This is a genomic window from Pirellulales bacterium (genome assembly GCA_036490175.1).
In the GTDB taxonomy this organism is placed as follows: domain Bacteria; phylum Planctomycetota; class Planctomycetia; order Pirellulales; family JACPPG01; genus JACPPG01.
Map to the genome: position 1 here is coordinate 12,543 of DASXEJ010000116.1, position 26,500 is coordinate 39,042.

Annotated in this window: 20 protein-coding genes; 13 read left to right on the forward strand and 7 right to left on the reverse strand. The window is 59.9% G+C overall.

The window, feature by feature from the left end:
• Positions 1 to 176: 176 nt before the first annotated feature.
• On the forward strand, positions 177 to 1,142 hold the full coding sequence (locus VGG64_08290; protein ID HEY1599585.1) for a molybdopterin-dependent oxidoreductase: 966 nt from the start codon (positions 177 to 179) through the stop codon (positions 1,140 to 1,142).
• A 209-nt stretch (positions 1,143 to 1,351) separates the two neighbouring features.
• Here the strand turns inward: VGG64_08290 and VGG64_08295 are convergent, their stop codons facing one another.
• From VGG64_08295 to VGG64_08305, 3 genes are all read right to left on the reverse strand, one after another.
• Positions 1,352 to 5,677, reverse strand: a complete 4,326-nt coding sequence (locus VGG64_08295) for a carboxypeptidase regulatory-like domain-containing protein (protein ID HEY1599586.1) — start codon at positions 5,675 to 5,677, stop codon at positions 1,352 to 1,354.
• Between the two features lie 49 nt (positions 5,678 to 5,726).
• Positions 5,727 to 6,131 (reverse strand): BlaI/MecI/CopY family transcriptional regulator, encoded by a 405-nt coding sequence (locus VGG64_08300; GenBank protein ID HEY1599587.1) that lies wholly within the window; start codon positions 6,129 to 6,131, stop codon positions 5,727 to 5,729.
• A 233-nt stretch (positions 6,132 to 6,364) separates the two neighbouring features.
• A complete protein-coding gene (locus VGG64_08305) occupies positions 6,365 to 7,213 on the reverse strand; it encodes an alpha/beta hydrolase (GenBank protein ID HEY1599588.1) in 849 nt (282 codons plus the stop codon).
• Between the two features lie 251 nt (positions 7,214 to 7,464).
• Between VGG64_08305 and VGG64_08310 the strand changes: the two genes are divergently transcribed.
• Entirely contained in the window at positions 7,465 to 8,106 is a 642-nt protein-coding gene (locus tag VGG64_08310; protein HEY1599589.1) for a hypothetical protein, read from the forward strand.
• The gene (locus tag VGG64_08315; protein ID HEY1599590.1) at positions 8,090 to 8,401 is read left to right on the forward strand and encodes a transcriptional regulator; all 312 of its coding nucleotides are present in this window, start codon (positions 8,090 to 8,092) and stop codon (positions 8,399 to 8,401) included. The genes VGG64_08310 and VGG64_08315 overlap by 17 nt, the downstream gene beginning before the upstream one ends.
• Positions 8,402 to 8,451: 50 nt before the next feature.
• Here the strand turns inward: VGG64_08315 and VGG64_08320 are convergent, their stop codons facing one another.
• Complete coding sequence (locus VGG64_08320) at positions 8,452 to 9,210, reverse strand: enoyl-CoA hydratase/isomerase family protein (GenBank protein HEY1599591.1); 759 nt, start codon at positions 9,208 to 9,210, stop codon at positions 8,452 to 8,454.
• Positions 9,211 to 9,477: 267 nt separating this feature from the next.
• Here VGG64_08320 and VGG64_08325 point away from each other — a divergent pair, with 267 nt between their 5' ends.
• Both VGG64_08325 and VGG64_08330 read left to right on the forward strand, forming a co-directional pair.
• Entirely contained in the window at positions 9,478 to 10,545 is a 1,068-nt protein-coding gene (locus VGG64_08325; protein HEY1599592.1) for a lipid-binding SYLF domain-containing protein, read from the forward strand.
• Between the two features lie 297 nt (positions 10,546 to 10,842).
• Entirely contained in the window at positions 10,843 to 12,231 is a 1,389-nt protein-coding gene (locus tag VGG64_08330) for a DUF1501 domain-containing protein (GenBank protein ID HEY1599593.1), read from the forward strand.
• A gap of 160 nt (positions 12,232 to 12,391) precedes the next feature.
• On the opposite strand, the gene VGG64_08335 is transcribed toward VGG64_08330, so the two are convergent.
• Positions 12,392 to 12,958 (reverse strand): DUF3365 domain-containing protein, encoded by a 567-nt coding sequence (locus VGG64_08335; GenBank protein ID HEY1599594.1) that lies wholly within the window; start codon positions 12,956 to 12,958, stop codon positions 12,392 to 12,394.
• 120 nt (positions 12,959 to 13,078) lie between these two features.
• Between VGG64_08335 and VGG64_08340 the strand changes: the two genes are divergently transcribed.
• From VGG64_08340 to VGG64_08350, 3 genes are all read left to right on the forward strand, one after another.
• Complete coding sequence (locus VGG64_08340) at positions 13,079 to 13,519, forward strand: Rrf2 family transcriptional regulator (protein ID HEY1599595.1); 441 nt, start codon at positions 13,079 to 13,081, stop codon at positions 13,517 to 13,519.
• Between the two features lie 875 nt (positions 13,520 to 14,394).
• The gene (locus VGG64_08345) at positions 14,395 to 16,272 is read left to right on the forward strand and encodes an IPT/TIG domain-containing protein (protein HEY1599596.1); all 1,878 of its coding nucleotides are present in this window, start codon (positions 14,395 to 14,397) and stop codon (positions 16,270 to 16,272) included.
• 460 nt (positions 16,273 to 16,732) lie between these two features.
• Entirely contained in the window at positions 16,733 to 17,893 is a 1,161-nt protein-coding gene (locus tag VGG64_08350) for an acyltransferase (protein HEY1599597.1), read from the forward strand.
• 33 nt (positions 17,894 to 17,926) lie between these two features.
• On the opposite strand, the gene VGG64_08355 is transcribed toward VGG64_08350, so the two are convergent.
• On the reverse strand, positions 17,927 to 19,270 hold the full coding sequence (locus tag VGG64_08355; protein ID HEY1599598.1) for a DUF1501 domain-containing protein: 1,344 nt from the start codon (positions 19,268 to 19,270) through the stop codon (positions 17,927 to 17,929).
• Between the two features lie 493 nt (positions 19,271 to 19,763).
• Here VGG64_08355 and VGG64_08360 point away from each other — a divergent pair, with 493 nt between their 5' ends.
• From VGG64_08360 to VGG64_08380, 5 genes are all read left to right on the forward strand, one after another.
• A complete protein-coding gene (locus tag VGG64_08360) occupies positions 19,764 to 21,011 on the forward strand; it encodes an NAD(P)/FAD-dependent oxidoreductase (GenBank protein HEY1599599.1) in 1,248 nt (415 codons plus the stop codon).
• Positions 21,012 to 21,673: 662 nt separating this feature from the next.
• Positions 21,674 to 22,087: a DNA mismatch endonuclease Vsr gene (gene vsr, locus VGG64_08365; protein HEY1599600.1), complete on the forward strand. Its 414-nt coding sequence runs from the start codon at positions 21,674 to 21,676 to the stop codon at positions 22,085 to 22,087.
• Positions 22,084 to 23,235, forward strand: a complete 1,152-nt coding sequence (locus VGG64_08370) for a DNA cytosine methyltransferase (GenBank protein ID HEY1599601.1) — start codon at positions 22,084 to 22,086, stop codon at positions 23,233 to 23,235. Before vsr ends, VGG64_08370 begins: the two co-directional genes overlap by 4 nt.
• Positions 23,228 to 24,244 carry a hypothetical protein gene (locus VGG64_08375; GenBank protein ID HEY1599602.1) on the forward strand — a complete coding sequence of 339 codons (1,017 nt, stop codon included), beginning with the start codon at positions 23,228 to 23,230 and terminating at the stop codon, positions 24,242 to 24,244. The genes VGG64_08370 and VGG64_08375 overlap by 8 nt, the downstream gene beginning before the upstream one ends.
• Before the next feature lie 151 nt (positions 24,245 to 24,395).
• Positions 24,396 to 25,193, forward strand: a complete 798-nt coding sequence (locus VGG64_08380) for a hypothetical protein (GenBank protein HEY1599603.1) — start codon at positions 24,396 to 24,398, stop codon at positions 25,191 to 25,193.
• A gap of 85 nt (positions 25,194 to 25,278) precedes the next feature.
• Here the strand turns inward: VGG64_08380 and VGG64_08385 are convergent, their stop codons facing one another.
• Positions 25,279 to 26,337 carry a M42 family metallopeptidase gene (locus VGG64_08385; protein HEY1599604.1) on the reverse strand — a complete coding sequence of 353 codons (1,059 nt, stop codon included), beginning with the start codon at positions 26,335 to 26,337 and terminating at the stop codon, positions 25,279 to 25,281.
• Between the last annotated feature and the right edge of the window lie 163 nt (positions 26,338 to 26,500).

The following is a 26,500-nucleotide window of genomic DNA, read 5'->3' on the forward strand; positions in this document are numbered from 1 at the left end:
GATTTTACGCATCGCGCAGCTCCACCGCTCAGTCATTTTAGCAACTATAATTTCATGACGTAGACCACGCCTGAGGCGCGCGACAAGAGATGGATAATTCAAACTCCTCCCCACTCCCGCCACGTCAGCAGCTTGCCGCCCCTGGTAAATGGCCGGCTGTGGGAGAGTGCGCCGCATTGCCCACCGACGGTCCGTGGCAAATCACAGTCTGCGGCGCGGTAGCGCAATCGCTGGACCTGTCCTTAGCCGAGTTACAGGTCTTCCCGCATATTCACTGCCAGATCGACATTCATTGCGTCACGCGCTGGTCGAAGCTCGGCGTGCATTTTCACGGCGTGTCGTTGGCCGAGATCCTAGCCGTGGCAGCACCGACCCCGGCGGCCCGATTTGTTTCCTTCGTTGCCCACACGGCCCGCAAGCACAGCACATCGCTAGCGCTGGCCGACGCCCTCGCGCTCGATACGCTGATCGCCTGGCAATGCGACGGACAACCGCTCGAACCGTCGCACGGCGGACCGGTGCGCGTGATTGTGCCCGGCCGTTACTTTTACAAAAGCCTGAAGTGGCTACGGACGATCGAACTTTTGGCGGACGACGCGCTCGGTTACTGGGAACGCGAGGCCGGCTATCACAATATTGGCGATCCGTGGCGTGAAGAGCGCTACATTGCGTGCAACCTCACGCGGCAGCAACTTCAAATCGCCTTGTCGCGCCGCGACTTCGCCGGGCTCAACCTGCTCGGACTCGATGCCCGCCTGCACGACCTGTCAGGCCTGAACGCCCACGGCGCCCTATTGCGCAACGCCGATTTCCGTGGCAGCCACCTGATGGATGCCAATTTCACGGAAGCCAATCTCAGCAACGCCCACCTCGGCGGGGCGATTCTCTGTGGCGCGCGGTTTATGCATGCCGACGTCGAGGGAGCCGATTTCTCGGGCGCCGATTTGCGCGGCGCCGACTTCACTGCTGCTTCGCTACTGGGCACGACGTTCTTCACGCAAGAATCCAGCGCCGCCAATCCAATCTCGGCGATCATCGACGCCTCGACCACGCTGCCATCCGCCGCTGTTGAGAACCTAACCCCGCCACAAGCCGAGTTCGTCCGCGCATCACTCACCCGCCCCGCCACGCCGGGACGATAAACTCATGCGCGGCCCGCGCCAGCGCGCCTATCGCGCTCCAATCACATCGACCGTATATCTTCGAATTGACGCCCGTTACTCCGTATTCTTTCCCATGCGTGCGATCCGTGGTTCCGAAGCATTTTTCCCTGTCGCGACCGCATTGCGATCTATTGGTCTGCTGCGGACGAACCCGTTAACGTCCGATCTCCTGCCGGTGTCGCGACGTCCTACTTGCCAGCAGGCTCTTTGGCCACTTCAGCCAGCTTCTCGGCCACCACGTCCAGCGAGTGGTCATGCACCATCACACGTCCCTGCGGGTCGATCAGCACATACGTCGGTAGACTCGACACTGCGAACCTCTTGGGAATTTCGGTCGTCGACCAGTCGCCCAGCAGGGCGTGCCGCCAGGGCAGCTTGCGCCCGCTCAGGAATTCCGTGGCACGCCCGCGGTCCTGATCCAAGTTGGCACCGATGACGATCATCCCCAGCCCCTCGGCATAGCGCTGCCGTAGCTGCTCGACATCGCCGAGTTTCGCCACGCAGGGACCACACCACGAAGCCCAAAAGTCGACCAAAATGTATTTACCGCGCAGTTCCGATAGCTTCGCGCTGTGCCCCGCCGAATCAACGAAATCAAAATCCGGGGCTGCGTCTCCCACGTGCAGTGCCGGACTGGTCGGTACGGTGATCGAACCCAGATCGACCGTCGCCTCGCCAGGCTTTACCGTAAAGCGAACAACGCGCATTCCCACGGGGTGCACCAGGCAACCCTCGGTCGATCCGTACAGTCGAAAGGCCAGATCGTATTCCCCCGGCTCGACCCCGGAAATCTGAAATCGTCCATCGGGATCGGGCTTCACGTAATAGTGATGTAGCGTCAGCAGATAGACGCTTCCCTCCGACGTGCTGGTCCACGAGTCGCTCCACCCCTGGCGCCAGTCGAAGCCTTTGTCCGCCACCACGGACGGCGGCGTGACGCCGGGTCGGCGTGCCAGCAGATAGTTCAGTCCAAAGTGATAGTCAAAGCCCGCCTCCGGAGGGTCGAGCTGCAAGCGACCTGTCACCTCGGCGCCGCCCCCTCCCAGATCGACCGTCAGATCGTCCCCCGGCGCCGGATCGATGGGGACCGAACGACTCGATTTCAACGGCCCGTCGACCGACCAATGGATGCTGGCCTGCACGCGACAGGGAATTGGCGGCACGCGGTCGAAATGGTACTCGCCGTCTTGGTTCGTCGTCGCATACAAGCCGACATGGCCGCGCGGAGCGTCCCCACCCTGATCGCGTATCGGATCCAGCCTCACCGTATGCGGCGCTACTGCCTTGCCATGTTGCAGTAATCGCCCGTGGACCTTGGCCCAGCGGCGAATGCGCAACTCGCCAGGCAGCCCGCCGGCTTGCCGATCGGCTTCGCCATACCCGTCGGGCGATACCACGACGAGGCAATAGCGTTCCAGCTGGTGGGCGATCTCGAATTCTCCCTTTTCGTTTGTGCTGACCCAATAGTTGTCAGAGCGTCCGCCGTCTTTTCGTTCCAAATCACTCAAGTACAAATGCTCGGAATAGCTTCCCACGAAGACCTTGGCTCCGGCCACGGACTTGTCTGCTTGGTCGACGACGCGACCTACAAATCGGCTCGCAGGCTGCATTCGCAATTGCAACTCGGGCACGGTCTCGCCGATCTTGTAGGGGCCCACGCGCAAGGTGACATAGCCAGGCGCTTCGATCTGCAATCCATGCTGTATGTCGGTGCGGTCGAATTGCACCTCGAACTTGCCGTTCGTTTGCGGCGCAAGTTGGTCATGCTCGACCGATGGGAAGTCCGGCCGGAAATGAATGATCGGCGTCGTGGCGAATTGCTCGATGGGCTGGCCCGTATTCGCATCCTTCACCGTGCCGGCAATGCGCAATTGCGGGTACATCGTGAGAACTTGCACTTCGTCGCTGGCCGTAAAGTCGACTTCGCTCGAAACGTAATCGCCCGGCGTCGAAACCCGAAACTTCACCGCATCGTCTGGTGCCCAGGTCCATTCGTAGATGCCGTTATCACCTGGATGCCGTGGAATCTGCGAATCGAGGACGTTGGGGTGATCCTCGTTATAGAGCGACTCTGCGCCGCGCCAACTTGCTACCCCGAAATATCCCTTCTTGATCGGCGCGCCAGCGACATCCACCAGCTGGACCCGCAATGTCTTGCCCGGCTTCAATTGGAAATCCTGCGGCGCGTTCTGTTGTGTGATTTCAACCATGCGCATTTCCGGCATCCAATTCTTGGCCACGATCGTGACGCGAACTTTCCCCACCGGCAGTTGTGGGAACCGATACTCTCCCCGTTCGTCGGTGCGAACTTCTTGGTGCGGCCGATGCTCCCAATACGGACGGTCGCCCCAGATCGCCAGCGCACCGACAACGGGCCTTCCTTCGGAATCGGTAATCGTTCCGCCCAGCGAAAGACCACGATGCATCACGATCTCGGCCGACTGGGCGCGCAGGGCCTTGGTGGTGATGAACTGCTCGCGCTGCAGCTGCCCCCATTCGCGGTCATTAATGTAATCGGGATGGCTAAGCTTGATTTGCACTGCGACGTCGTCTCCTGGCGGCGCGTTCCGCAATGTCCACCGCCCTTCGGCATCGGTACGAATTGAGATCGGCCCCGACGAGAGCCATGCATCGAAGACGGCCCGCTGCTCGGGATGTTCGGCAATGCCGCCTCGATCGTAGCGAACTTCGACCTCGGCCCCCACAATCGGTTGACCATCATCGTTCTTCACGACGCCACCCAGCAGCGTGCCCGGCTGCATTTGAAACGTGAACTCGTCGGGAATCAGATTTCCGTCCGCTTCCTTATCTGGCCACCACTGTACGAATAGCGGTGCGAAGCCTGCTTTGCGCGACCAGATGCGGAGAATCGTCAAGGTCTTCGGCAGCACGATCTCGACCTTTCCTTCCTCGTCGCACGTGTAGTTCCGCGTGGCTTTGAAGTCCTTCTCGTCGGTCCAAATCGACGCCAAGATGTTCGCGCGCGGCAATGGCTGGCCTTCGGACCCGACGACACGGATCAGCATGCTCCCCTTGGTGCTGACCACTTTGCCGTCAGAGCGATGTGGCACTGCCGCTGGTGCCGGTGCTGCCGCCGAAGCCTTGGCAGTGGACTTCGTTTCCTCGTCGGCCGCCCTCGATTTGTCCGTTGTGGCCGACGCGGGCTCTGGGGCCGCATCGGGCACTTTGCTCTCGTTGACAGCAGGCTCCGCGGCGCCCCCAGGGAGAGGGCTGAATGGGCGTAGCACGCCTAGTGTCAGCACGACGATCGTTGTCGAGAGCAACAATCCGCGACGAAACCGTGCCGACGCCGGATGGCGCGGCGACGCACGATCAAGAATCGCACGGACGCGGTCTTCCAGCTCGCAATGCTCAGCCATTCCAATGCCGCCGACCAGCCGCGCCGGCCGCCCGCCCAGTGCCGCGGCGACTTCCACTAGCCCCTTCGCGTAATCGAGCGCCTCGACGCCCACGGACAGGACCCTATCATCGCAAGCCCGTTCTCGTTCTTCGCGCATCCGCCGCACGGCAAGCCACACGAGCGGATGAAACCAATACAACGAGGCGGCCATTCGCGCAGCCAGCTGCCACAGCACATCGCGCCGCTCGACGTGGGCCAACTCGTGCGACAAGACAATGCGGATCTTCTCGGCCGACCATGCGACACAGTCCATCGGCAGCAGAATCCGCGGCTGCCGCACGCCGACGACGACTGGCACCCGGGCTCGCGACGATCGTAACAAAATCACTCGCCTCGCGGCCGGCAATCGCCCAGAAATCTCGCTGCGAACTTTTTCAAATCTTGCATCGTCGAGCTGTTTAGCCGCGCGAACCATGCGAGAAACATATCTCACGCACCACAGCAACCGCAGGCCGAGAAGCACAACGCCGCCCGCCCACAATCCTACCAGCAGCCGCATGCCAAACCGCACCGGCGCCGCGGGAACAGCGATTCCGAGCCGCGGCCATGCTGCGCCGGTATTTGACGACGCACGTCCTTCTGATTCAGTAATTACTGCAGTTGAAATGGCGGCAACCGGCGTCTGCGTATCTGGCCCTGACACCTCGCTTGCGCCCTCGATGCCATCGTCGTGCGTCTGCTGTCGATCGCCCGGCCGCTGCCCCTGGGCCGGACGCGTCGAAACGTCGAATGCCCCTCGATTTTGCGCCATTGAAATGTCCGCATCTACCGCCGGATGCCTTGGCAACATCTGCCGATTAATCGCGTTCGACTGGAATCTGTTTTCGTCTGCCCCTGTCGCAGCCACCCATTCCGGTGTCAGCAACAATCCCAAGGGAATACCGGGCACAAAAGCAAATAAGGTGGGCAGGACCAACAGTCCCACCAAGGCGAATTGCCAGACACAATAGCGCACGGCCGACGAGGCGCGCGGCAACGACCTCACCAGCAACCAAGCAAAGCTCAGCAGGCACGTGCCCCAAAAGACAAGCAACGCCAAAGCGTGCGGAGCTTGTCCATCCAGCGAAGTGGCGAATGAACTGATATGTGCCATGGTTTCGCGCCCCGATCAAGATACAGGATAGATATTGTCTTGGCTCGCACTACGATCCCGATTCCCGCTTGTTGTCCTGCCGCGCTTTCTCAATCATTTGCGTCAAGCGGTTCCACTGCTCATTACTCAAATCGGCCGCAGAAAGATCCAGTAGTGCGGCCACGGCGTCGTCGGCCGAGCCGCCGAAGAAGGTTCCCAACAGGCGGCGCAGTGCAGTGCGCTGCGAACGCTCGCGCGAGACCGCCGAGCGATACAGATACCGCTTGCCTTCGCGGCGAAACTTCAGCCACCCCTTGTCAACCAGCAACCCCAGCATGGTCCGCACGGCGGAGTAGCTGGGCGCGTCGGCCAGATTGGCGCGTACTTGGGCCACGCTGGCTTCGCTCAGACGTTGCACTGTCTCGATGATCTGCCGCTCGCGTTTGCCTAGCTCCAACGGCGTTTTATCTGCCATTTGCCCTGCTTTCTCAAGTGTCAATCAACTAGCACGTGTCAATATATTGGCACATCACATGAATGTCAAATACCTTTTTAGAAATCGTCCGTACCCTTTAGCCAGACGGCACGAGAGAGCGCCTCCAACCACAAATGACCGCAACGCCCCTAAGGGCAGCCCAGCACTGAACAGAAAACGCGACCGATGTGCCGATTGCGTTTCGATCGTCATTCGTCGTTCATTATTTCCATTCACGCCTTCGTATCGTGCGCATCGATGAACGCCACGAGCGAATCGATATATTGCGGCGGAATGTAGCCGGCCATGATGGCCGTCAGGTGCGATTTGCCGGGCAACACCACGTTTTGGAAATCTTTCAACTCGCGCTGCATGCGCGCAGTCTTGGCGTGGGGTCCGTCGAACTCGCCATTGATCGCTAACACTGGCACGGTCACCTTGGTCAGGTCGATCTTGCCGCGCTCTTCCGGTTTCCACGGATAGGCCCGCACCGCGGCCAGTGCCGCTTCGTCGCGCTCGGGATGATGCGCTAACTTTTCGCGGGCTTCGGCCTCTTGTGGATCAGGGCCTGGCTTGTCAGCCGGCACCTTGGCTTTCCACTCGGCATCTACCTCGGGGACACCCGATCCTCCGAACGACGCCGTGATGAAGCGCTCTGGGTGGCTGGCCAACAGTTGTCCGGTTATGAAACCCCCCATCGAGTAGCCGTGAATGTGGGCCTTGGGAATCTTCAAATGGTCCATCAGTTCGACCACGTCGCGCGCCATGGCAGGCCCATATTTCTGCGCATCGTGCGGCTTGTCGCTTTGGCCATGCCCGCGGCAATCGATCGCGACCACCCAATGTTTCTTGGCCAGCGCTTCGGCCACGCCGTTGCTAAACCAATTGCCGCGGGCGGTGCCCGTGTAGCCATGAATTAATATCACCGGTGCGCCGGTGGCCGTTTGCTTGCCGTCTTCGATGTAATGAATCTTGACGCCGTCCGAGGCCTGAAAGAATCCCTCGGTCGGCTCGGCCGCCAGCAACGATCGAAACAATCCCAGGGTAATCGCCAGAGATAGAATCGCGCGCGTTCGACACATGGCCAGTTCCTCCAGAAGAAAGGGGCATGCAACCAAACCAGAAACTAGCAAGTCGGTAATCGGATGGCGAGCATTTTTGCGAATATCTGGGGTACCTGCCGTTGGCTCATTCACGACACAATTCGGCCTGAAACCGCCACGGAAAAAGAACGTCGGCACATAGAACTTGACGAGCCCCTTTGGTTATATACTCTTATTTGAAGAGTAATCGTATCAGAAGAGTAACTGTCTCTCGAAGCCGGAGGCCCATCATGAGTGATGCCAAGCTCGACCGCGTACGCGAAGACCTGGCGGTGATGAAACAAGTCGTTGGTCTGCGCCAACCCTGTGAGCGCGACCAACTTTGGACGAACCTGGCCCTCGCGGGCCTAGGAGTCATCATTGCAGTAGTCACCGCCTGTACCCAAGGCTCTACTACACCTCCGGTGCGTGGCTCACTCCAGCATCTTGCCAGCGTCGCAGCCATCGTAGTGCCCGGCCTAATTGCCGTGGCGACTTTGACAGCCGTGAGTTATCGCCGCAGAGAGCAGGCGCCGGTGTCGTGGCGCGAAAATCGGCAGTCAGGAATCGTGGTTGCAGTCATTACTCCCCTTTATGTCGGCTTTGTTGTGTGGGCGGCGCGTCAAGGCGTGTCTGCCAGTGCAATTTCCATCGCAACCTTATTCCTTTTTGGTCTATTTATGCTCGTCAGCGCAATGACTGATCGGAACCGACGATTCTCGCTCGGCTGGGCTGTAGCCACGATGCTCGCCGGCGCCTTCGCGCCGTTGACACCACACGCCGCCACTGGATATCTGATTGGGGGATGGATACTTCTGGGCGGCCTGTTGACCGCCGCGCTCGTCGCCTGGGAGCTTCGCCGGGGAGGAGCGCCCGATGGCCATCAATTTTAATGGACTCGATACCACCGTCCACGGTCCGGTGCGCCTGGGCGTGCTGACCGCGTTGCAAGTTGACGGCCGCCTCGATTTCACGACCTTGAAGAAGCGGCTCGCCGTGACCGACGGCGCGCTGGGCCTGCACCTCGAAAAGCTGGAGCAGGCTGGCTATATCAGCTGCCAAAAAGCGTTCGTCGGCGTGCGGCCGAAGTCGACATATCGCATCACGGCCGCCGGCCAAAAATCTCTGAAAAACTATCTTGAAGCGATGCAGACGCTGATTGACTCAGTCAATGCAAAACCAAAGTAGCAGCGTGGCCGTTTCTTCCAAAATCCGCAGTGGTGACCCGTGGGTTGATGCTAGCTGCGGGCCTTGATCGTACGTGCCGCGTAGGCCTGCACACTTGCCAAAACCTCCGGCGAGCACCAGCGGTCGATCACTGACGAGGCCTCGGCCAATGTCTGCCGCTGGGCTGCCTCGACCAGGGGTCGACGCACCGCCGCTTTGGTCGCCGCGTACGTGCCGGCGGGAAGTGCGGCCAATTCGCCGGCAACTTCGCAGGCACGGTCGAGCAGTTGCTCGGCGTCCACCAGTTCGTCAACCAATCCTCGTGCGTGCGCGTCGACGGGCTGCCAGGTTCGACCTGTCAGAATCAACTCCTGGAAATGTTGCGGCGGTGTGACAAACCGCGCGATCTCGAGGGCCCAGGCCGGAAACTGCACGCCGACCAACACCTCGGTGAGACCGATCCGCGCCGTGCCGCGCGCCAGCAGCTTCACATCGCAGGCCATCATTACAATGGCCCCGCCGGCGATAGCATGGCCGTTGACCGCCGCCACCAGCGGTTTGGGAAATTTCACCAGCCGCTCGAAGCCGTTGATCATAGCGGGGATGAACTCGCGAACATATTCTGGCCCCCCGGCCGCAAGCGCCGGTAAGTCGACGCCCGCACCGAAAACGCGCCCCTGCCCCGTGATCACCACAGCCCCACTGTCGCTGCGTTCGATTTGCTCAAGCGCATCGGACAGCGCCGTGAGAAACGCGATATCGAGCGCATTCCCTCGGCCACGCACCATGTGCAGAATTGTCACCGGACCGCGATGTTCGAGTTCGATCATGGCGAGAGCTCCCTGAGGGGCAAGTGAAGTCGCACAGGGGTCAATGTACTCCGCGTAATCACGCCTGGGAAAACGATCCGCTGAGGGTACGCGTGTCTTGCGCATCTTGCCACGCTGCCCGCGTTGTCCATCTCGCGCGAATCGACCTAGACCTGTTTCCTGATCTGGTCTAAGTTTTGGCCCGCTAAGGCTATCCATTGCCAGGGGCTCCTGCCGTTCTAGCGCCTGTGGCACCACTCCCGATTCCGCCTTTCTGGAGTTATTTCAATGAACGCGCGACACTCCATCCTCGCCGTGGCCCTGATTACTGCATTCGGTTCCGTCCCCACGGAATCCCGCGGGCAGGCCGGAGAGGCCCAAACCGTGAACGCCGCCATCGAAGTATTCCAAGGCTTCACAGCCTTCCGCGCGCAATCGATTCCGCAGTCGATGTTGGCCGACGCTCAGGCCGTGGCCATCATCCCCAATGTCGTCAAAGGAGGCTTTGTGATCGCCGGACGATTTGGTCGCGGCGTCTTATTGGTGCGCGAGCCGAACGGCGTTTGGCGTGCGCCGGTTTTCGTAACCTTCACCGGCGGCAGTGTCGGCTGGCAGGTGGGCCTGCAATCGTCCGACGTCGTGTTGGTATTCAAAAACCGCAAAGGTGTCGAATCGATGCTCTCGGGCAGTGAGTTCACGCTAGGAGCCGACGCCTCGATCGCCGCCGGCCCAGTCGGTAGGCAAGCCTCGGCCGGCACCGACGTAAAGCTCAACGCCGAGATCTATTCCTACTCGCGCAGTCGCGGCCTATTCGCAGGCGTATCGCTCGATGGTTCGGTGCTGAAGGTCGACAATAACGCGGCCGCTCTTTTCTATGGTCCCAGCGGCGTCGTGCCGCCGCAGGCGGCGCAATTGGTGGAACTGGTGGCCAAGACTACCGTAGGCGGACCGGAAAATCCCGCGATGGTCGACGCCGCCGCAGCCGGCGCCCCGGTCGGAGGTGCAACACCCGAGCAAGTGCGCGCGGCGCTAGTCGCCTCGTCGCGGCAACTCGATCCGCTGCTCGACGAGAATTGGAAAAAGTATCTGGCACTGCCGCCGCAAGTGCTGGCCGGGCAGCCGCCGGTTCGCTCCGACCTGGTGGCCACGGTGGCCCGCTACGACCAGATCGTGCAAGATGCGCAGTACAAGGCGCTCACCGATCGGCCAGAATTTCGTAACACACGTGATCTGCTGCATCGCTTTCTGACAGCGAGCGATGCGGCCGAGGCCGCGGCCACCGCCAGCAATGGGCTCGGCGCGCTCCCGCCTCCGCCAGGAACCGTCCCGGCCCCCGTATTGCCCAGCCCGCAATAACTCTGCATAGCATGGCAGTATCACGGCGAACGTATTCCGTCGCCGCGGCTGCGAAGCCGGCAAGCACGTGAATCCGCATTGGCGTCGGCCAATGCAGCGCAAACGTGTTGGTGGTTTTCTTGCACCCTGGCGACAAGCCAGTTAACCTGAGGCGACGCGTCCAACCCCGCCTGCCTCAGCGTCCGTTCGAGTTGCCCAGCCGTGAAATCCCCCCAATCGCCCCTCAGGCGTTCACAATTCCAACTGTCACGACGTACCGCCATTCAGGCTGGTGCGATCGGCCTGTTGAATTTGGGAATGAATCACGTGGCCGGCCTGCGGGCACTGGCCGATCAGGCGACGATCGCGCGTGCAGCGCTCCCAAAGGCCAAGTCGGTCATTTACATCTTCCTGTCTGGGGGTTTGGCGCAGCAGGACAGCTTCGACATGAAGCCCGACGCGCCTGACGCAATCCGCGGCGAGTTCAAACCGATCGCCACGCGCACTCCCGGTATCCAGATATGCGAGCACTTGCCGCGTCTGGCCGAGCGCAGCGAGATGTGGTCGCTAGTGCGGTCAATGGCTCATACCCATCCCGACCATTCGGCCGGCCACCTGCTGATGCTCAGCGGCCGCTCGGAGCTATCTCTCGGTTTCGATGGCACCAAGCCCAAGAATAGCGACTGGCCCTCGATGGCGGCCGTGGCCAACACCGTCTGCACGGGGCGGAACAATCTGCCGCCGAGCATTGTGCTGCCGGAGGTACTGATTCATCGCGAGGGGCGAGTTATTCCCGGGCAATTCGCCGGCGAAATGGGCGCACATCGCAATCCCATGTTTGTCAATTATTCGCCTTTCAACGCTCAATCGTACGGGGCATGGCCCGAGTATGGCTTTAGTCACGCCCGCGCGGGCGAAAACCCTGCCGGCTTTGTCTTTCAAGCGCCCAATCTATCACTGCCTGTCGAGATGGACGCACGGCGATTGAACGAACGGTTGGGACTGCTCGATACGATCGACGCGCAGCGGACGATGCTAGAACGTGCCGCCGACAACAAGCCTTTCGATCGTTACCGTCAGCAAGCGATTTCACTGTTGGCCGACCCGCAAACGCAACGGGCATTCAGCGTGACCGATGCCGATCCCAAGGTGTTGGATCGTTATGGCCGCAACACGTTTGGCTGGTCGCTTCTAATCGCGCGGCAACTGATCGAGGCTGGCGTCAACATGGTGCAGGTCAACTTGGGAAATGACGAAACCTGGGACACGCACGTCAACGCCTTCCCGATTCTGAAGGATTTTCTTTTTCCGCCGACCGATCGCGCGGTCTCGGCATTGCTCGACGACCTCGCCGAGCGCGGCTTACTCGAGTCGACGCTGATTGTGATGGCTGGCGAGATGGGACGCACGCCCAAGATCTCGACGCTTCCGCAATTCAAAGGCAAGCCGGGACGCGACCATTGGGGAACCCAAACGGTTTTCTTCGCCGGCGGCGGAGTGCGCGGCGGCACTGTCATTGGGTCGACGGACAAAATTGGCGCCTTCCCGGCCGCCAATCCGCAAAAGCCCGAAAACATGGCCGCCACTATTTACCAGGCACTGGGCATTCCTCGCGAGCTCGCCTGGCACGACGTTAACGATCGCCCCCACTTCATTTACCACGGCGACCCCATCCCAGGTTTAAGGGCGGAAGAGTCGCAAACCTAGGAACGCGTCCGTGCGGAAGTTGTGCTCCCGCGCGATCGCCGGTTTGCGACCCAGGCAACCCTTTCTCCGTTTTAGATCGTCGCCCCACTTTGGTTGAATTGGCTTCTGCCGCGCCGGGCACTTGCCGTCAGCGCCCGTCGACCAGAAGGCCGAACATGCCTCAGCGAGTCGCGCTCACGGCGTCCAATGGCAATGTGTAGCCGAGGGCACCAATCACTTTTTGGTCTCGATAGTTGCTGTGACACATCGTACATTTGTCCATTACGATCGGGAGCGGCGTCGCGGCACGCAGAAATCGCTTGCCGTCCTTGGCAGCCTGCTCTTCGTAATAGGGCTTGCCCGCCAGAAGTGCCGTGATTGCGTTTTTTTCAAACGTGTCTTGGGGGGAGTTCTCCGCGTTCAGGGGCTCGCCCGTGGCATCGAGAAGACGCACTTCGTGCCAGCCTTTCTCCTTCATTCCTGCGAACAGAACCTTGAAGGCTTCCCCCGCCGGTAGGTCGGAATCCTCTTCGACATAATGCTTGGTGATTAACACGATGGCCGTTTTATAGATATCGTCGAGCAGCTTTACTTCACGGCGAGCCCGATTGAGCTCGCGGTTTTCCTCGACTGCCTTGGCATCGTCGGCGCCAGACGCCACCGACCGCGCTGTCATTGCGGCCCCCAGCGTCAGTATTGTCAGACAAAGACCTAGGGAAAAACGGCGATGTTTATGCATTGTGGACATGAGAACTCCTGAAAGGTTGCGACGACTTGTGCGTGGCTAATACTAGACACATATATCCAGTATTCGGCCAGTCTATGATTTGCTATACTGGATGTCAACATCCTGATTCAGGAGAGTTTCGTGCTGACACAAACTGTCGAATACGCATTGCGGGCTTTAGTGGCACTCGCTGCGCGGCCGGACCACCCGCAGACTAATCGCCAATTAGCCGAGGTCACCAAAGTATCCGGTCCCTACCTGTCGAAGGTGTTGCAGCTGCTCACCAAGGAGGGGTTGGTCGTGGCGCATCGCGGCGTGCGCGGTGGCTTTAGCCTCGGGCGGCCCGCCCGGCAAATCACAATCCTTGCAGCAGTCAATGCTGTCGACCCCATTCATCGCATCACGGTCTGCCCCTTGGGGCTCAAGGCGCACGGCAAGCGATTGTGCCCATTGCACAAAAAGATGGACGCGGCGCTTGCGCAGATGGAGAAGGCATTCGGCTCTACAACGCTGGCCGACGTGCTGGCCGAGCCGAGCCAAAGCGTGCCACTGTGCAACTTCCCGCGGCCGGCTTGTCCGTGAGTGCGGCAGGCAGGTGCCTAAGAATTCTTCAGCCGTGTCAGCAACGATTTATTATCGCGGCAAGATATAGCAGTCCTACGCCGCGCTGGCCTGGCGACGTGCAAAAATGCTTGACTCCAACGCAGTAACTCTAGAGACTGCGTTCCAGGGTGAGGACGATAGGAGAGCGGCGTCGGCGTCGCTCATTTCATTTCGCGCATGCATTTCCGCGTAGCGTGCCCCTTAATCCCGATCACTGCGCCGGCTAACCGCACGTCTGTTGGCTGTGGCTCTGGGAGATCTGCGCGATCCATCGCGCTATCGGTCATTCTCCGCCGATTAGACGCCCGCGAGAAACGCCGGTTGGGGCACGGCGACACCAAAGGGGAGCACATGCCGCAAGGTACATACCGTCGCGCCCAGGTTTGCGCGACGTTGCGGCAATATCACCCTGTTTCGTCTCCAATCTTCCACGGCTTTTTTAGTGCGAATCGGCTAGCACGAAGAGGTCATTCGCTTTCGCTTTATTTCGTGGCCGGTAGGGGCTCGTGATTAGTTAATGGATGACGGGAGACCACACTACCATGTCACATTTGCGTCGGATCTTTGCCGTACCGCGAGCAAGCGTCAAATCCATCCTCGGCTGCCTCATTGAGGCGCCGGGTGAGGCACCACCAAACGAGCTATTAGCGACGTCCTTCGGCCGGCGATTGTGGCGCATTGTACTGCGTGCCGTGGCCGTGCCCTCGCGAGGTGTAATTGGCCGGCTGGCAGATTTAGATTTGCGATGTCAGGGCGCGGTTGCCGCGATCTTGCGTAAATCAATTTTAGCGATTCTCGGCATGCGGAAACTCGACCATCGACATGTTCGGCGCGCGGCAGGGTTTCGCGGTCGCGTGCCGCGGTGCACCACGTTGGCCGTCGAAGGATTGGAAGATCGCCGGTTGCTGACGCTGCTGGGGCAGCAAATCTATCCCGCCGACAACCCCTGGAATCAGAATATCGCGAATGCGCCAGTGGCAGCGAACTCGGCAGCCATCATCACTAAGATCGGCACTTCCGTCCGTCTCCATCCCGATTGGGGCGCTGATAGTGCTGCCAACGGAAATGACCCTCTGTACGGAATTCCGGTGAATATCGTACACGGCAACAGCACGGCCAAAGTGAACGTGAGCATCGACAATTATCCCGACGAAAGCGACATCGTGCCGGTGCCGATTCCCGCGAACGCCGTCCTGGAAGGGGATTTCCAAAACGGACCGAATCTAAACGGCGGGGGTTATGGTGAAAATGGCAACCCAAACCAGCGGGGCGATTCGCATCTCATCATCTGGGACGAAGATAATAACATCGCCTATGAGCTGTATGGCGTGTCTCGACCGAATGACCCCACGCTTTTTCCCAATAACGATGACGTCGAGGTAACCAAGACGGATAACGCCTGGCATGCGGCACAGGAAACGGTCTGGAACATGAATACCGACACGTTTCGCACGTTGGGGGCCACTTCGGCGGATGCCGCCGGACTATCGATCCTGGCGGGGCTGGCCCGGCCTGACGAGGGATTACCGGTCTCAGAAGGAGGCCAGGGGGCCATCAACCACGCGCTACGCGTGACCTTGCCCGGCAGCGACGTAAATCCTCAATACACGTATCCCGCCTCACACGAGGTCAGCGAATCTCAGGGTTCGAACAAGTTGCCGCTCGGGGGTCGGTTGCGGCTAGAGAATACACCCGCCATCAACTCGCTCATCGCGAACATGCCCCCCGAATCGCAGATCGTTGCCCGGGCCATGCAGCAGTATGGCCTGATCGTTGCGGACATCGGCAGCGCCATGTATGTCACCGGCACATCGGCTAGTGAGAACGCTAACGGCCAGATCAGTCAGACTTGGAACTTGGACGATATTTTCGCTAGCAACGGGCTCGAAGTTCTGACCGCCGGCGACTTCCAAGTGGTCGACCTGACACCGCGCGTCACCAGCCTGAGCGCCTCGAGCGGCGCGGCGGGCAGTGCGATTACGATAACGGGGCAAAACTTCTCCGGCGCGGCGGGCCACCTGTCCGTGTTATTCGGAACGACGCCGGCCAGTTCGATAACGATCGTCAGCGACTCGCAAATCACGGCCGTTGTTCCGCAAGGTTCAGGGACGGTGCCTGTCACCGTGCAATCTGGCGTCAACGAAACCGATCATATCAGCGACAATCCCAACGCCAATGTGAATGCCCCCATTTTTGGCTATGGCGTCTCGGCCAGCACTTCCGCCGATCAGTTCACATTTACGACATCTTCCCTCCCTGGCGACGCCAATCACGACGGCGTGGTGAACGGTCTCGACATTCAAACCGTGGCGTCGCACTGGCTCACAAATGGTCCTACGGGGGATGTGAATAGCGATGGCTTGGTCAATGGTCTGGACATCCAGGTCATTGCGTCGCGTTGGCTGGCCACCGCGGGCGGAGCAGCCGGCACGATGTTTACTGCTGACGGCGAGACAACCGCCACGACGCTAAGTGCCTCGCTCGTGACAAGCCTCAATGTGCCGGCGCGCGGCGTCAATTTGCCGCCAGACGGGAACGCCCATGAACAGTCTGCGGATTGGGGTCCAATGGCGTCGAGCGAACGGTTTGTCCCCACGCGCGGCACCGAGCTCCGTATCAAGGACGATTCTGACCGTGCGACGCTGGCGAGCGAGTTCGCGACGTTTGTATCCCCTGGCGAGGACGAGTCGCCGCGATCGCGGGCAGCGGTCCCACGGATCCGCCCGCTCTAAAAGGAGTTGCCATCGGTGCAATTCTTGGCGTTGCGATGCGTTTTATCTTTTTGGGCTGGCTTACCTGCGGGCGAATTTGGACAGGCCTGCGTCAAGTCATTGCCGGAAAAAAATTGCCGCCTTTGGGTCGCTCCTGGCGAAGCGGCCGCGGGCCGTCTGTGAGGATTTCACCGGCGGCTTGCTCTATTTCGGCTCCACTCTGCGGTTTCTGGGCAAGGTTTGCAGATTAATTGGTCCTCGCTCGCCGATCGGCATACTCGGACCGTTGACGGCGGCGTAGTTGGCTGCAATCCTAGACGCATCACCTCCGTCGCGCCCGACATTTCCGCGAACTAAGATTGACCAATCGGCAGCGGCCCACGAGGGCTTTTCTCTCCGACGCACGAAGCGTTCGGTTGCCGATATTGTCAGCACGGTAAACGCGGTTTCGATCCAATCCGCATTTCGAGAATTCGCTGCAATGAGTCTACCTGTGTCGACTGCGCTCATATCAGGAAAGTTGACCGTGGGTGCCGCGCCGTTGCCGATCGTGCATCTACTGCGCGCCGTCGGGTCGCATCTAATCGTGTGGCATCACCTGGCCTTTTATGGCCCGATCTCGGATACGGCCTACACGATTTCGCCGGCGTTGTTCGATTGGCTGGTGAATTACGCGCGGATGGCGGTGCAGGTTTTCTTTGTGTTGGGGGGATTTGTCGCGGCGCGCAAGCTGAACCGTCCGCAACGTTGGACAGCCAAGATTCTTGGCAGCGAGATATTGGCACGCTACCGGCGAGTTGGCATCCCGTATTTAGCGGCCCTCGTCGTGGCCGTGCTGGCCAACGAAGTGGCCCGGCGGACACTGGATCATGAGTCGATTTCGGCCCCGCCTTCGATCGTACAACTAGCGGCCCATGCCTTCTTCTTGCAGGACTTGCTCGATTACGAGCCGCTGACCGCTGGCATCTGGTACTTGGCGGTCGACTTTCAGTTGGGCCTGCTAGTGCTGTTGATCCTGGCGGCCTGCCAACGCTTGCGCGGCGCCAACCAGCGCGATCCCGAGGCTGGCTTCCGTCTGGCCCAGTGGATCTTTTGGCCTATGGCCACGGCTTCGCTGTGGTGGTTGAACCGGCAAGAGCAGTTCGATTCGTTCGCCGTCTACTTCTTTGGCAGCTACTTTGGCGGGATGGTGGCGGCCTGGGCGCTGGATGGCCGGCTGCCGAAAAAGGCGCTGTGGGCTTATGGCGGATTGGTAGCGGGCGCGCTGGTTTTGGACTGGCGGCCGCGGCTGCTCGTGGCCTTGATGACGGTGCTAGCCATTTCCTTGGCCGAGCTGACGCGGGAAACTCGTAGCGAGTGGTCCAGCCGTGTGTGGGGCGTGGCGCGTTACTGGGGCGAGCGCTCGTACAGCCTGTTCCTGGTCCACTTTCCTGTCTGCCTGGTCGTAACAGCCTTCTTTGCAGAGTACGTTGTTGACCGGCCGCACGCGGCGCTGGGCGTGCTCGTGCTCGAATATTCCTTGAGCCTGATCGCCGCCGTGGCCTTTTATCAGCTCATCGAACGGCAAATCTTGCGGGCGCTTTCTCAGCGCCGCGCACGAACGGCGGCAGCCCCGATGAATAGCGCCGGACAGGCCGTCTAAGACGCCGGGATCTGTCACCGGTCCCGCAGCTGGTTAGACCAGCTCGCCGATGACGCTTCCCTCGACCAGCGGTTGCGGCCGCCCGACCGGATCGGCGATGGTCTTGGTCATGGGGTCGATGCCGATATTGTGATACAGCGTGGCCAGCACGTCCTGGAATTCCACCGGCCGCTGCTCGGCGAACTCGCCCAGTCGGTTTGTCGCACCGATCACCTGACCGGTTCGCATTCCGCCGCCGGCCAGAATCGCGCCGCTGACTTTGGGCCAATGGTCGCGGCCGGCCCCCTTATTGATTCGCGGGGTGCGGCCGAATTCGCCCCAGGCGATGACAGTCACGTCGTCCAGCATGCCCCGGCTGTCGAGATCTTCGATCAGGGCACTCAGACATTGGTCGAGCTTGGCGCCGTGATCGCGTACCAGGCCAAAGTTATCGCCGTGGCTGTCCCAGCGACCGTAGCTGAGTGTGACGCACCGCACTCCCACTTCGACCAACCGGCGGGCTAGCAGTAGTTGCTCGTTGGCCGTCGGCGCGCCGTCGTATTGGAACTTATAGGGCTTGCCATCGCCGTACCGCTCGCGCACCTGAGGGTCTTCTTTCGACAGGTCGAGGGCCTCCAGCAGTCGGCTGCTAGTCAACACATTGAAGGCCTGCTGTGTGAAGCTATCGGCCGCGTTCATTGCGCCGCTGCGGTCGGCGTCGCGTCGCAGTCGATCGAAGCTCGCCAGCAGCGCTTTGCGATTATCGAGCCGGTCCAGGCTAATGTCGGTCAATTGCATGTCGGCCAGGCCCGTCCCCTCGGGCTTGAAGCAGCGGTAGGCCGGACCAAGGAAGCCTGCGGTGCCCGGATCTGACCAGGGAAGATGCTTGGTCCGCTCGGCCAGCCCCACGAACACCGGCACCGAGGGATCGACCGGGCCGAGCACCTTGGCCGCCACGGCGCCAAGGCTGGGATGCCCTCCCAAAACTTGCAAATCGCGGGGACGCCAGCCGGTCATGCACTGCCAGGCGTCGTGTCCGCCGCTGGCTCCCACGATCGACCGTAGGATTGCACAGCGATCCATCATCGCCGCCAGCCGCGGGAACGTTTCGCCAATCTGGATGCCGGGGACATTGGTGTTGATCGGCTGGAACTCGCCACGGATTTCCGACGGCGCGTCGGGCTTCAGATCCCACATATCTTGATGGGGGGGACCGCCTGCCAGGAAGATATTGATTACGGCCTTGTGCCGCTTGGCGGGCAGCAGCGTATCGGCTCGCAGCACCTCCGACAGGTCGAGCGTGCTGGCAAAGGCGCTCAGGGCGCCAATCTGTAGAAAGCCGCGGCGCGAGAGCCGCTTACCCAAACCTCGCGCTGGTCGCTGGAAGATCGTCAACATCGGTCGTGACTCCACAGGCATGTCGGACCGGAGGTCAGATGTGCTGACCGGGCGATCCGCGGACTTGGCACGGCAACGATTCTTTTTTTCAGGCAGGACCGGACATCCGGCGACGATGGCTAGTCGTGGCGGTCGGCTAGTAGCGGTGGCCCGCGACGGGTAATCTGCGGGCCGCAGTTGGGTCGGCCGTCAGTATACCATGTGTGCCGCACGCTCCAAATCCCGCTGAGTCCCGTTCTTCCGCTGGGGGGTTCCCCTGAAGGTTTATTCGGCTGCGTTCCACCGTGGGCTTTTCCCAGGATTGGAACCGCCGAAAGTCATTCGACCTGCTCATCAGGCGGCCCGGATATCTGGCGGAGGCCGGCAGCAGGCGGGCCCATGCGGGCTGGAAAGTGGCGCGTTTGGCAGGCGTTGCGGCGGGCGACTGGCGACGCGTCAATCTTGGCCCCTCGGGCGAGATCCGAAGAGTTTGTCGGGAAAGGAAGTTTTGTTCTTGAACGAGTCCAGCATCAGGTGGGACGTGATCGTGGTGGGGGCCGGCGCGGCAGGGCTGGTGGCCGCCGAGCGAGCCGCGTCGCGCGGTCTACGCACATTGCTGCTAGAAAAGAATCGCAAGCCGGGGGTCAAGATCCTCATCTCGGGCGGCACGCGCTGCAACCTGACTCATGCCACAGACGCCCGCGGCATTGTCACGGCCTATGGCCTGCCGGGTCGGTTCTTGCACTCGGCACTGGCAGCGCTCGGGCCTTCGGATGTCGTGGCGCTGGTCGAGTCCGAAGGCGTAGCCACCAAGGTCGAAGAGACCGGCAAGATATTTCCCGTCAGCGATCGAGCCTATGACGTGCTCGGCGCCTTCCTGTCGCGTCTGCATCGCAGCGGCTGCGAACTGGCGCTCGGCGAACCGCTATCGGAATTCACTCGCGACGCGGCTGGCTTTCGCCTGGTCACGCCCGCGCGAACGCTACTGGCCGAGCGGGTGATTCTGACCACGGGCGGACAATCGTATCCCGGTTGCGGAACCACCGGCGATGGCTATCTCTTCGCCACACAATTGGGACATGGCCTGGTGCCGCCGCGGCCGGCGCTGACGCCCGTGACGATTTCCACACCCTGGGTGCAAGAACTGTCAGGCGTGACGATACCGGATGTCGTCCTGCGAGTTGTCGAGCCGGGCGAGAAGCTGCGTACGCTCGACACGCGCCGTGGCTCGCTGTTGTTTGCCCATTTTGGTCTGACAGGCCCGGTGGCGCTCGATATCAGTCGCGTGGTCAGCGGCCACGTCAAACCGCAATCGTTGCGGATGGAATGCGACTTCCTGCCAAATGTGCCGGCCGCCAAACTGGATGACAGTCTGCGCGCCGAAGCCGTGGCGGCGGGCAAAAAGCAAATCCTGTCGCTCGTTCCCGCCGAAGTGCCGCGCCGACTGGCCGAGGCCGTACTGAGCGCAGTCGGCATTGCCGGCGACAAAAAGGCGGCGGAACTCGGCAAGGTCGAGCGGGCCGCGCTCGTCCGCGCAATCAAGCAATCCACGATCGCGATCAACGGCACCCGCGGCTACGCCAAGGCCGAAGTCACAGCCGGCGGGATCCCTCTGGCGGAAGTCGATTCTCGCACCATGCAGAGCAAACTCGTGCCGGGACTGTACCTCGCTGGCGAAGTGCTCGACCTCGACGGCCCCATCGGCGGCTACAACTTCCAAGCCGCCTTCAGCACGGGCTGGTTGGCCGGCGAGAGCGTTTGATCGGTCGACGGCGTCTCAATGATCGCAAGGCGCGAAATGGCCATTGGCCAAATCCTGACTTGACGGCGCGACGACCTGATTTTTTCAATTAATGGAATTATTCACCACTCCAATAATTGACGACCTTGACCATGGATGTCGTCAGTCAGGCAAAGTTGCCATTTCCACAGTCACTTAAGCAATCTCTTTCAATAGCTTGCTTAAGTCCTTGCGCGCCTCTCCACGCATTGGGGCGTGGTAGCAGGTGACGGTGATAAAAGATCGCGATCGCGCAACTTGATGCCACGTGCCCCCCGACCGACTCTTGCAAAAGATCGGTTATCGCTCGTCGCGCGTGCATTGCCCGCCACGCCCGCTAAGCGCGAGTTGGACGAAGACGCGTAAGCAAGCAGATCGCAAGAAGAGGGTTCGTGCACGCGTGCGAATCGCGTCCCTCATTGGCGCGCATCTTACCGGCATATCTGGCGAGATTGCGAGACTGTCGTGGAAGAATGCTTTTTTAAGCAAGTCGCCTACGTTTCTGTCCCATACTCGCGACGCGAAGATCGATCTGCTCGGATCAGAGGCAGCGGTTTTGATTTCAAGGTTTCGTTCCACTGCATTACTTGTCAGGCACCATTTCGTTTGCCATCACGACGCAGGCTTTGATACACTGTCGGCTTATGGACACGTTGACGTCGACTCAGCGAAGCGAACTAATGTCGCTCGTTCGGTCCAAGGACACGAAACCCGAAATAGCAGTTCGCCGCTTGGTTCATTCGATGGGCTACCGCTATCGCCTGCATGGACGCGGCTTGCCGGGGCGTCCCGATTTAGTCCTTGCTGGCAAGCGAACCGTCATTTTCGTTCATGGTTGTTTTTGGCATCGGCATCGAGGCTGTGTGAAGGCCACGACACCGAAAACAAATGCCGAGTTTTGGCGCGCGAAATTTCAGGCAAATCGTCGACGTGATAGAGCGATTGAACGCCGTTTGGCTAACGATGACTGGCGCGTTATTGTTGTTTGGGAATGCGAGTCGAGGAATGTGCCCAAGTTAGCGATTCGCCTCAGCCGAGAATTGGAAAGCGTTGAATGAAAACCGTTGAACTTTTTGCGGGAATTGGCGGTTTTCGGATCGCTGCCGACCGCTTGGGATTTGAAACGGTTTGGGTCAACGATGTCTGCCCAAAGGCTTGCAAGGTTTACCAGACCAATTTCGGAGCTAATTCGATTCAAGAAGGCGATATTACGACGTTACTTGAAAGCATTTGCTCACATGACGTCCTTACTGCAGGGTTTCCATGCCAGCCATTTAGTAGCGCGGGTAAGAAGCAGGGTATAAAGGACCCCCGCGGCACTCTGTTCAGCGTAGTCGTCGAAGCGCTACGGCGTTTCCAACCGGACATTTTCGTCTTGGAGAACGTCCGGCGTCTTCTGACGATGGAAAAGGGCGTCCATTTTGCCACGATCTTGTCATCCCTCGCTGAACTGAATTACGGGATCGAGTGGAGATTGCTGAACGCTGCGGATTTCGGATTACCGCAAAACAGGCAGAGGGTCTTCATCGTCGGGGTGAAGCTTAAGAAGCGGCTCACTCGTATTGATCGAGTCAGACTCGCATCAACACATGATCTAGGCGGGCGCAGATCCCGTGCCGGGGTAATTCATTCACCAGACGAGTGGCCCGAGATAAGTACGCATGGCAACAAATTTCCGAATTGGGGACTCGCCATCGCGGGCCGATTTTGCGGTGCAGATTTAGAATCCTTTTCCGAGAGCCAGCCTTGCGGCACTCTTTCGTCGATATTGCAGCACAAGACTTCAAGCGAATTCGACTTTACGGAATCGACTATTGAGCGGCTTTCTGCGAGCAAACATGTAAAGCGCTTTGTCGACGGAGTTGAAATCCTCTCAAACCAAGGTGGCGGTGCCCGGATGGGTTATACCGTCTTTGGAATAAAGGGACTCGCTCCGACGCTCACATCCTCTGCAAGCCGCCACTATGAACGGTACAAGATTGGCACGTCATATCGACGATTGACGAACATCGAGTACGCACGTCTGCAAGGATTCCGAGATGATCACTGTTCGACGATTTCCGTATACGATCAATACTCCCTATACGGAAACGCCGTACCGCCGCCTATGGCCACCTGGGTCATGAAACGAGCGACGTCGCATGGTATTTCCATCGATCGAATCGCACGTAGCAAGCATCAAACGAGGTTGTTCGCTGATGCCTAGCAAGGAGGAGTTGCGAGAAATCATCCGAACAAACCAGGATGTGATCGCGAAACGTATCAATATTGCCTTAAAGGGTAAGAGTCTCGGGCCGATGAAGGCCGTGATGACCCGAGTTGGTCGGGGTGGTGTTCTACCACATTGGTATTCCAACCTGAGGAAAAACGGAGCCCTTCCGAACCTTGACGGAAAGACTATTGGCAGCATCGTTGAAATGCTGTTGGTCGGGGTACTGGAGACGTCTGTTTTTGCGGGATTGGGCGTCTCGCCGCTTCGCATAAATCCTGCACGCGGTGTTGACCTGCCGGACATCGACCTTGGCGTCAAATCGCCGTCAGAGAACTTCTGCACCAGCGAGCCGTTTTTCTCGGCATACGAAAGGCTGCTTGGTGGAGAATGCGACGTTCTCGTCTTGTTGACGGACTATCAGTCCAAAAAAGACGATCCGCCACTACGGCTCCAAATCATTAAATGGCGGTATTTGGCCAAGACGCAAGTCGCAGACAGTGCTCTATGCGCCCTGGCAAGAAAGCATCGGGACTGGCTAATCGCGGATAATGAGGCCGGAGCTAAACGATTGTTTCGATTCCTCGCCTATGTCAATCAAAGTGACTGGCGCGCGCGATTCATTGTTCGCATGATTAACGTAATGCAATCGAAAGAGACCGTGGAAAACTTGATATTGGAAGCCGAACGCGATTTTGTTGCAAAGAATGCAAGAGCGTTGAAAAGGGATAAAGCGCTGATTCCCAACGAAGACCTAGACGCGATCAAAAGGATTGGGACCATTACCCCGCATCATGTCGGCGTGATCGACGCTGCAGAGAATCGGGTCGTGGATGTCTTGAAAGATGCTGCTCGCGCGCCGAGCGCAGATGAATGGAACCGTTTAAAGGCTGGGCCGCTCGATGGATTGATTGGTATGAGCTTCGCTCTGCAATGGAGGTTTAATTTCGGTCACCTCTTCGGTGTCGAGGGCTGCGATGTCGAACCGGAATTGCCATCTAGATGATTTGGCGAAGCGGCTCTTTTAAAACTAGCCAAACGGTTCGGACCCTTATCAAGCACCTTTCTAGGCTGCGGAGGTGAACGTCTGCGGTTCCTCCGCACGACGCCCTGTTGCGAGCTAGACTCCAATATCTAGTTCCTTCGAGGGCGCAGCGATGCAACTGGTGACGCCGGAAGCCGAATCTGAACCGACAGTCGATACGGACTTGGCGGCAGAGGTGTTTTTCTATGCCGTCGAGCGGCATACCTGGACCCGCGACGCGTTGTATCGCGTCTATCTAAAAGACCGTCACGTGGCGGGGGCGTGGGTTGCGGGGCCGGTGCGCGATGCGGCCTCTTGCCAGCTCCAGTACGGGGGCCACTGGACGTTCAACTGGCTGCTGCGCCGCATTCTGAAAAAAGCCCTCGCGCAGCGAATCGAGCGCGAGCGATTCTACAACGAAATCAATCCGTTTGCGGACGGGTTCCTGGAATTGGACCGCCGCAACTTTCAATTCTCGGGCAGCGACATCCGGCGCATCCGGGTGAAATACGAACGCGTCAACGATGTACCGGGCAGCGCCGGCACGGTCGAGATTGATACGCTGTGCGGTGCCCGCCACAAGCTGATCGTGCTGGGTGGTTGGCTGCCGGACGAGCTGGTCAATCGCTTACGGCTGCTTGATCGTGGGATCGAAGTTGAAGGGGCCGACGCGTTTCGCACGCCTGCCGAACACAACGCGTTTTATCAGCGCCATAGTCTGACGAATCAAGCCGTAGCCTGCTTCGGCCTGGCGGCCGGGGCCGCGTTGCTGTGGTGGACCCGATGGCTTGTCAACCCGCGTTTGCCGCTGCTGGCAACGTTCTGCGCCGGCTGGGCCTGCTGGTCGCTCTATCAGGCGCGCCAAGTGCGCAACGAAGCGACCGCAAAGTCCACGGAGGATGAGAGTCAGTCACTTCCTGACGATCGGTGATTGTTGCTGCGACGCGTGGCCCAACCCATCCCTGGCAGGGATGCGAATTCGCGGGAGTGTTGCACGTGGCTGCGGTATCGAGCGCTTATGGCGTGAAATCGTCGGTGGATTTCACGCTGAACGCGAAGCCGGCTAGCAGGTTTGCCGAGTGGTCGATGTCTAGTAGCGAGATCATTTCGACCGGGCTGTGCATGTAGCGGTTCGGGATGCTTACCAAGCCGGTGGCAATGCCGCCGCGGCTAACCTGGATGGCGTTGGCGTCGGTGCCCGTGGCTCGGCCGCTGGCCGCCATTTGAAAAGGCACGCCCCCCTTCTCGGCCACTTGCACCAGGCGATCGACAACGCGCGGGTTCATATTCGGCCCGCGATAGATCACCGGGCCGCCGCCCAACCGCACGTCCCCCTCCTGCTTTTTGTCGATCGTTGGACAGTCGGTGGCGTGCGTAACGTCGACGGCGATGCCAACCTGCGGGTCGACGCCGTAGCTGCTGGTCTGGGCGCCGCGGAGGCCGATCTCTTCTTGCACGGTCGAGACGCAGTACAAACCGATGTCGAGCTTGCGCATAGTGGCGCGACGGAAGGCTTCGACCACGACCCACAATCCGGATTTGTCGTCCATGGCCGTGGCAAATGCACAATCGTTGCGCATGGGGCGCAATCCGAGTTGCATCGTCACCGGATCGCCGACGCGGACAACCTGCGAAGCTTCTTCCTTATCTTTGGCGCCGATATCGATCCACAAATCCTTGAGCTTGACGACTTGCTTGCGCTCTTCGTCGGTGAGCAGATGGATCGGTTTGCGGGCGATGATCGCGGGAATGGGACCGGTCGCGGTCCAGACCGTCATCGGCTGACCGATGAGCACCTGCGGATCCCAGCCGCCGATAGTCTGGGCGTAGATAAAACCTTCGGCGTCGATGTACTGCACCAGCATGCCGATCTGGTCGCAGTGTCCGGCCAGCATGACGCGCAACTTGGCGTCGGGATTCTTCACCGCGATAACGTTACCGTGCAGGTCGGTCGTGATCTTGTCGGCCGAGTCTTTCAGGTAGCTGCGTACGATCTCTTGAACCGGCTGCTCGAAGCCCGACGGGCTGGGGGTTTCGAGAATTTTCTTGAAGAATTCGAGTGGCGCAGCATCCATGGCGATTTGTTTTCCTGAAATAGATTCTGTGCTGGGGGCAGCTCGCGCGGGCCGCAAAGGTTGGCCGGATTATCGCTTGTTGCGGGAATCCTGAAAAGGTGCCGTGGCGGTCGGCTGCGCTTCTTGCGAAATGCGGCTGTGGGGGAAGTGCCCTAGGACGATG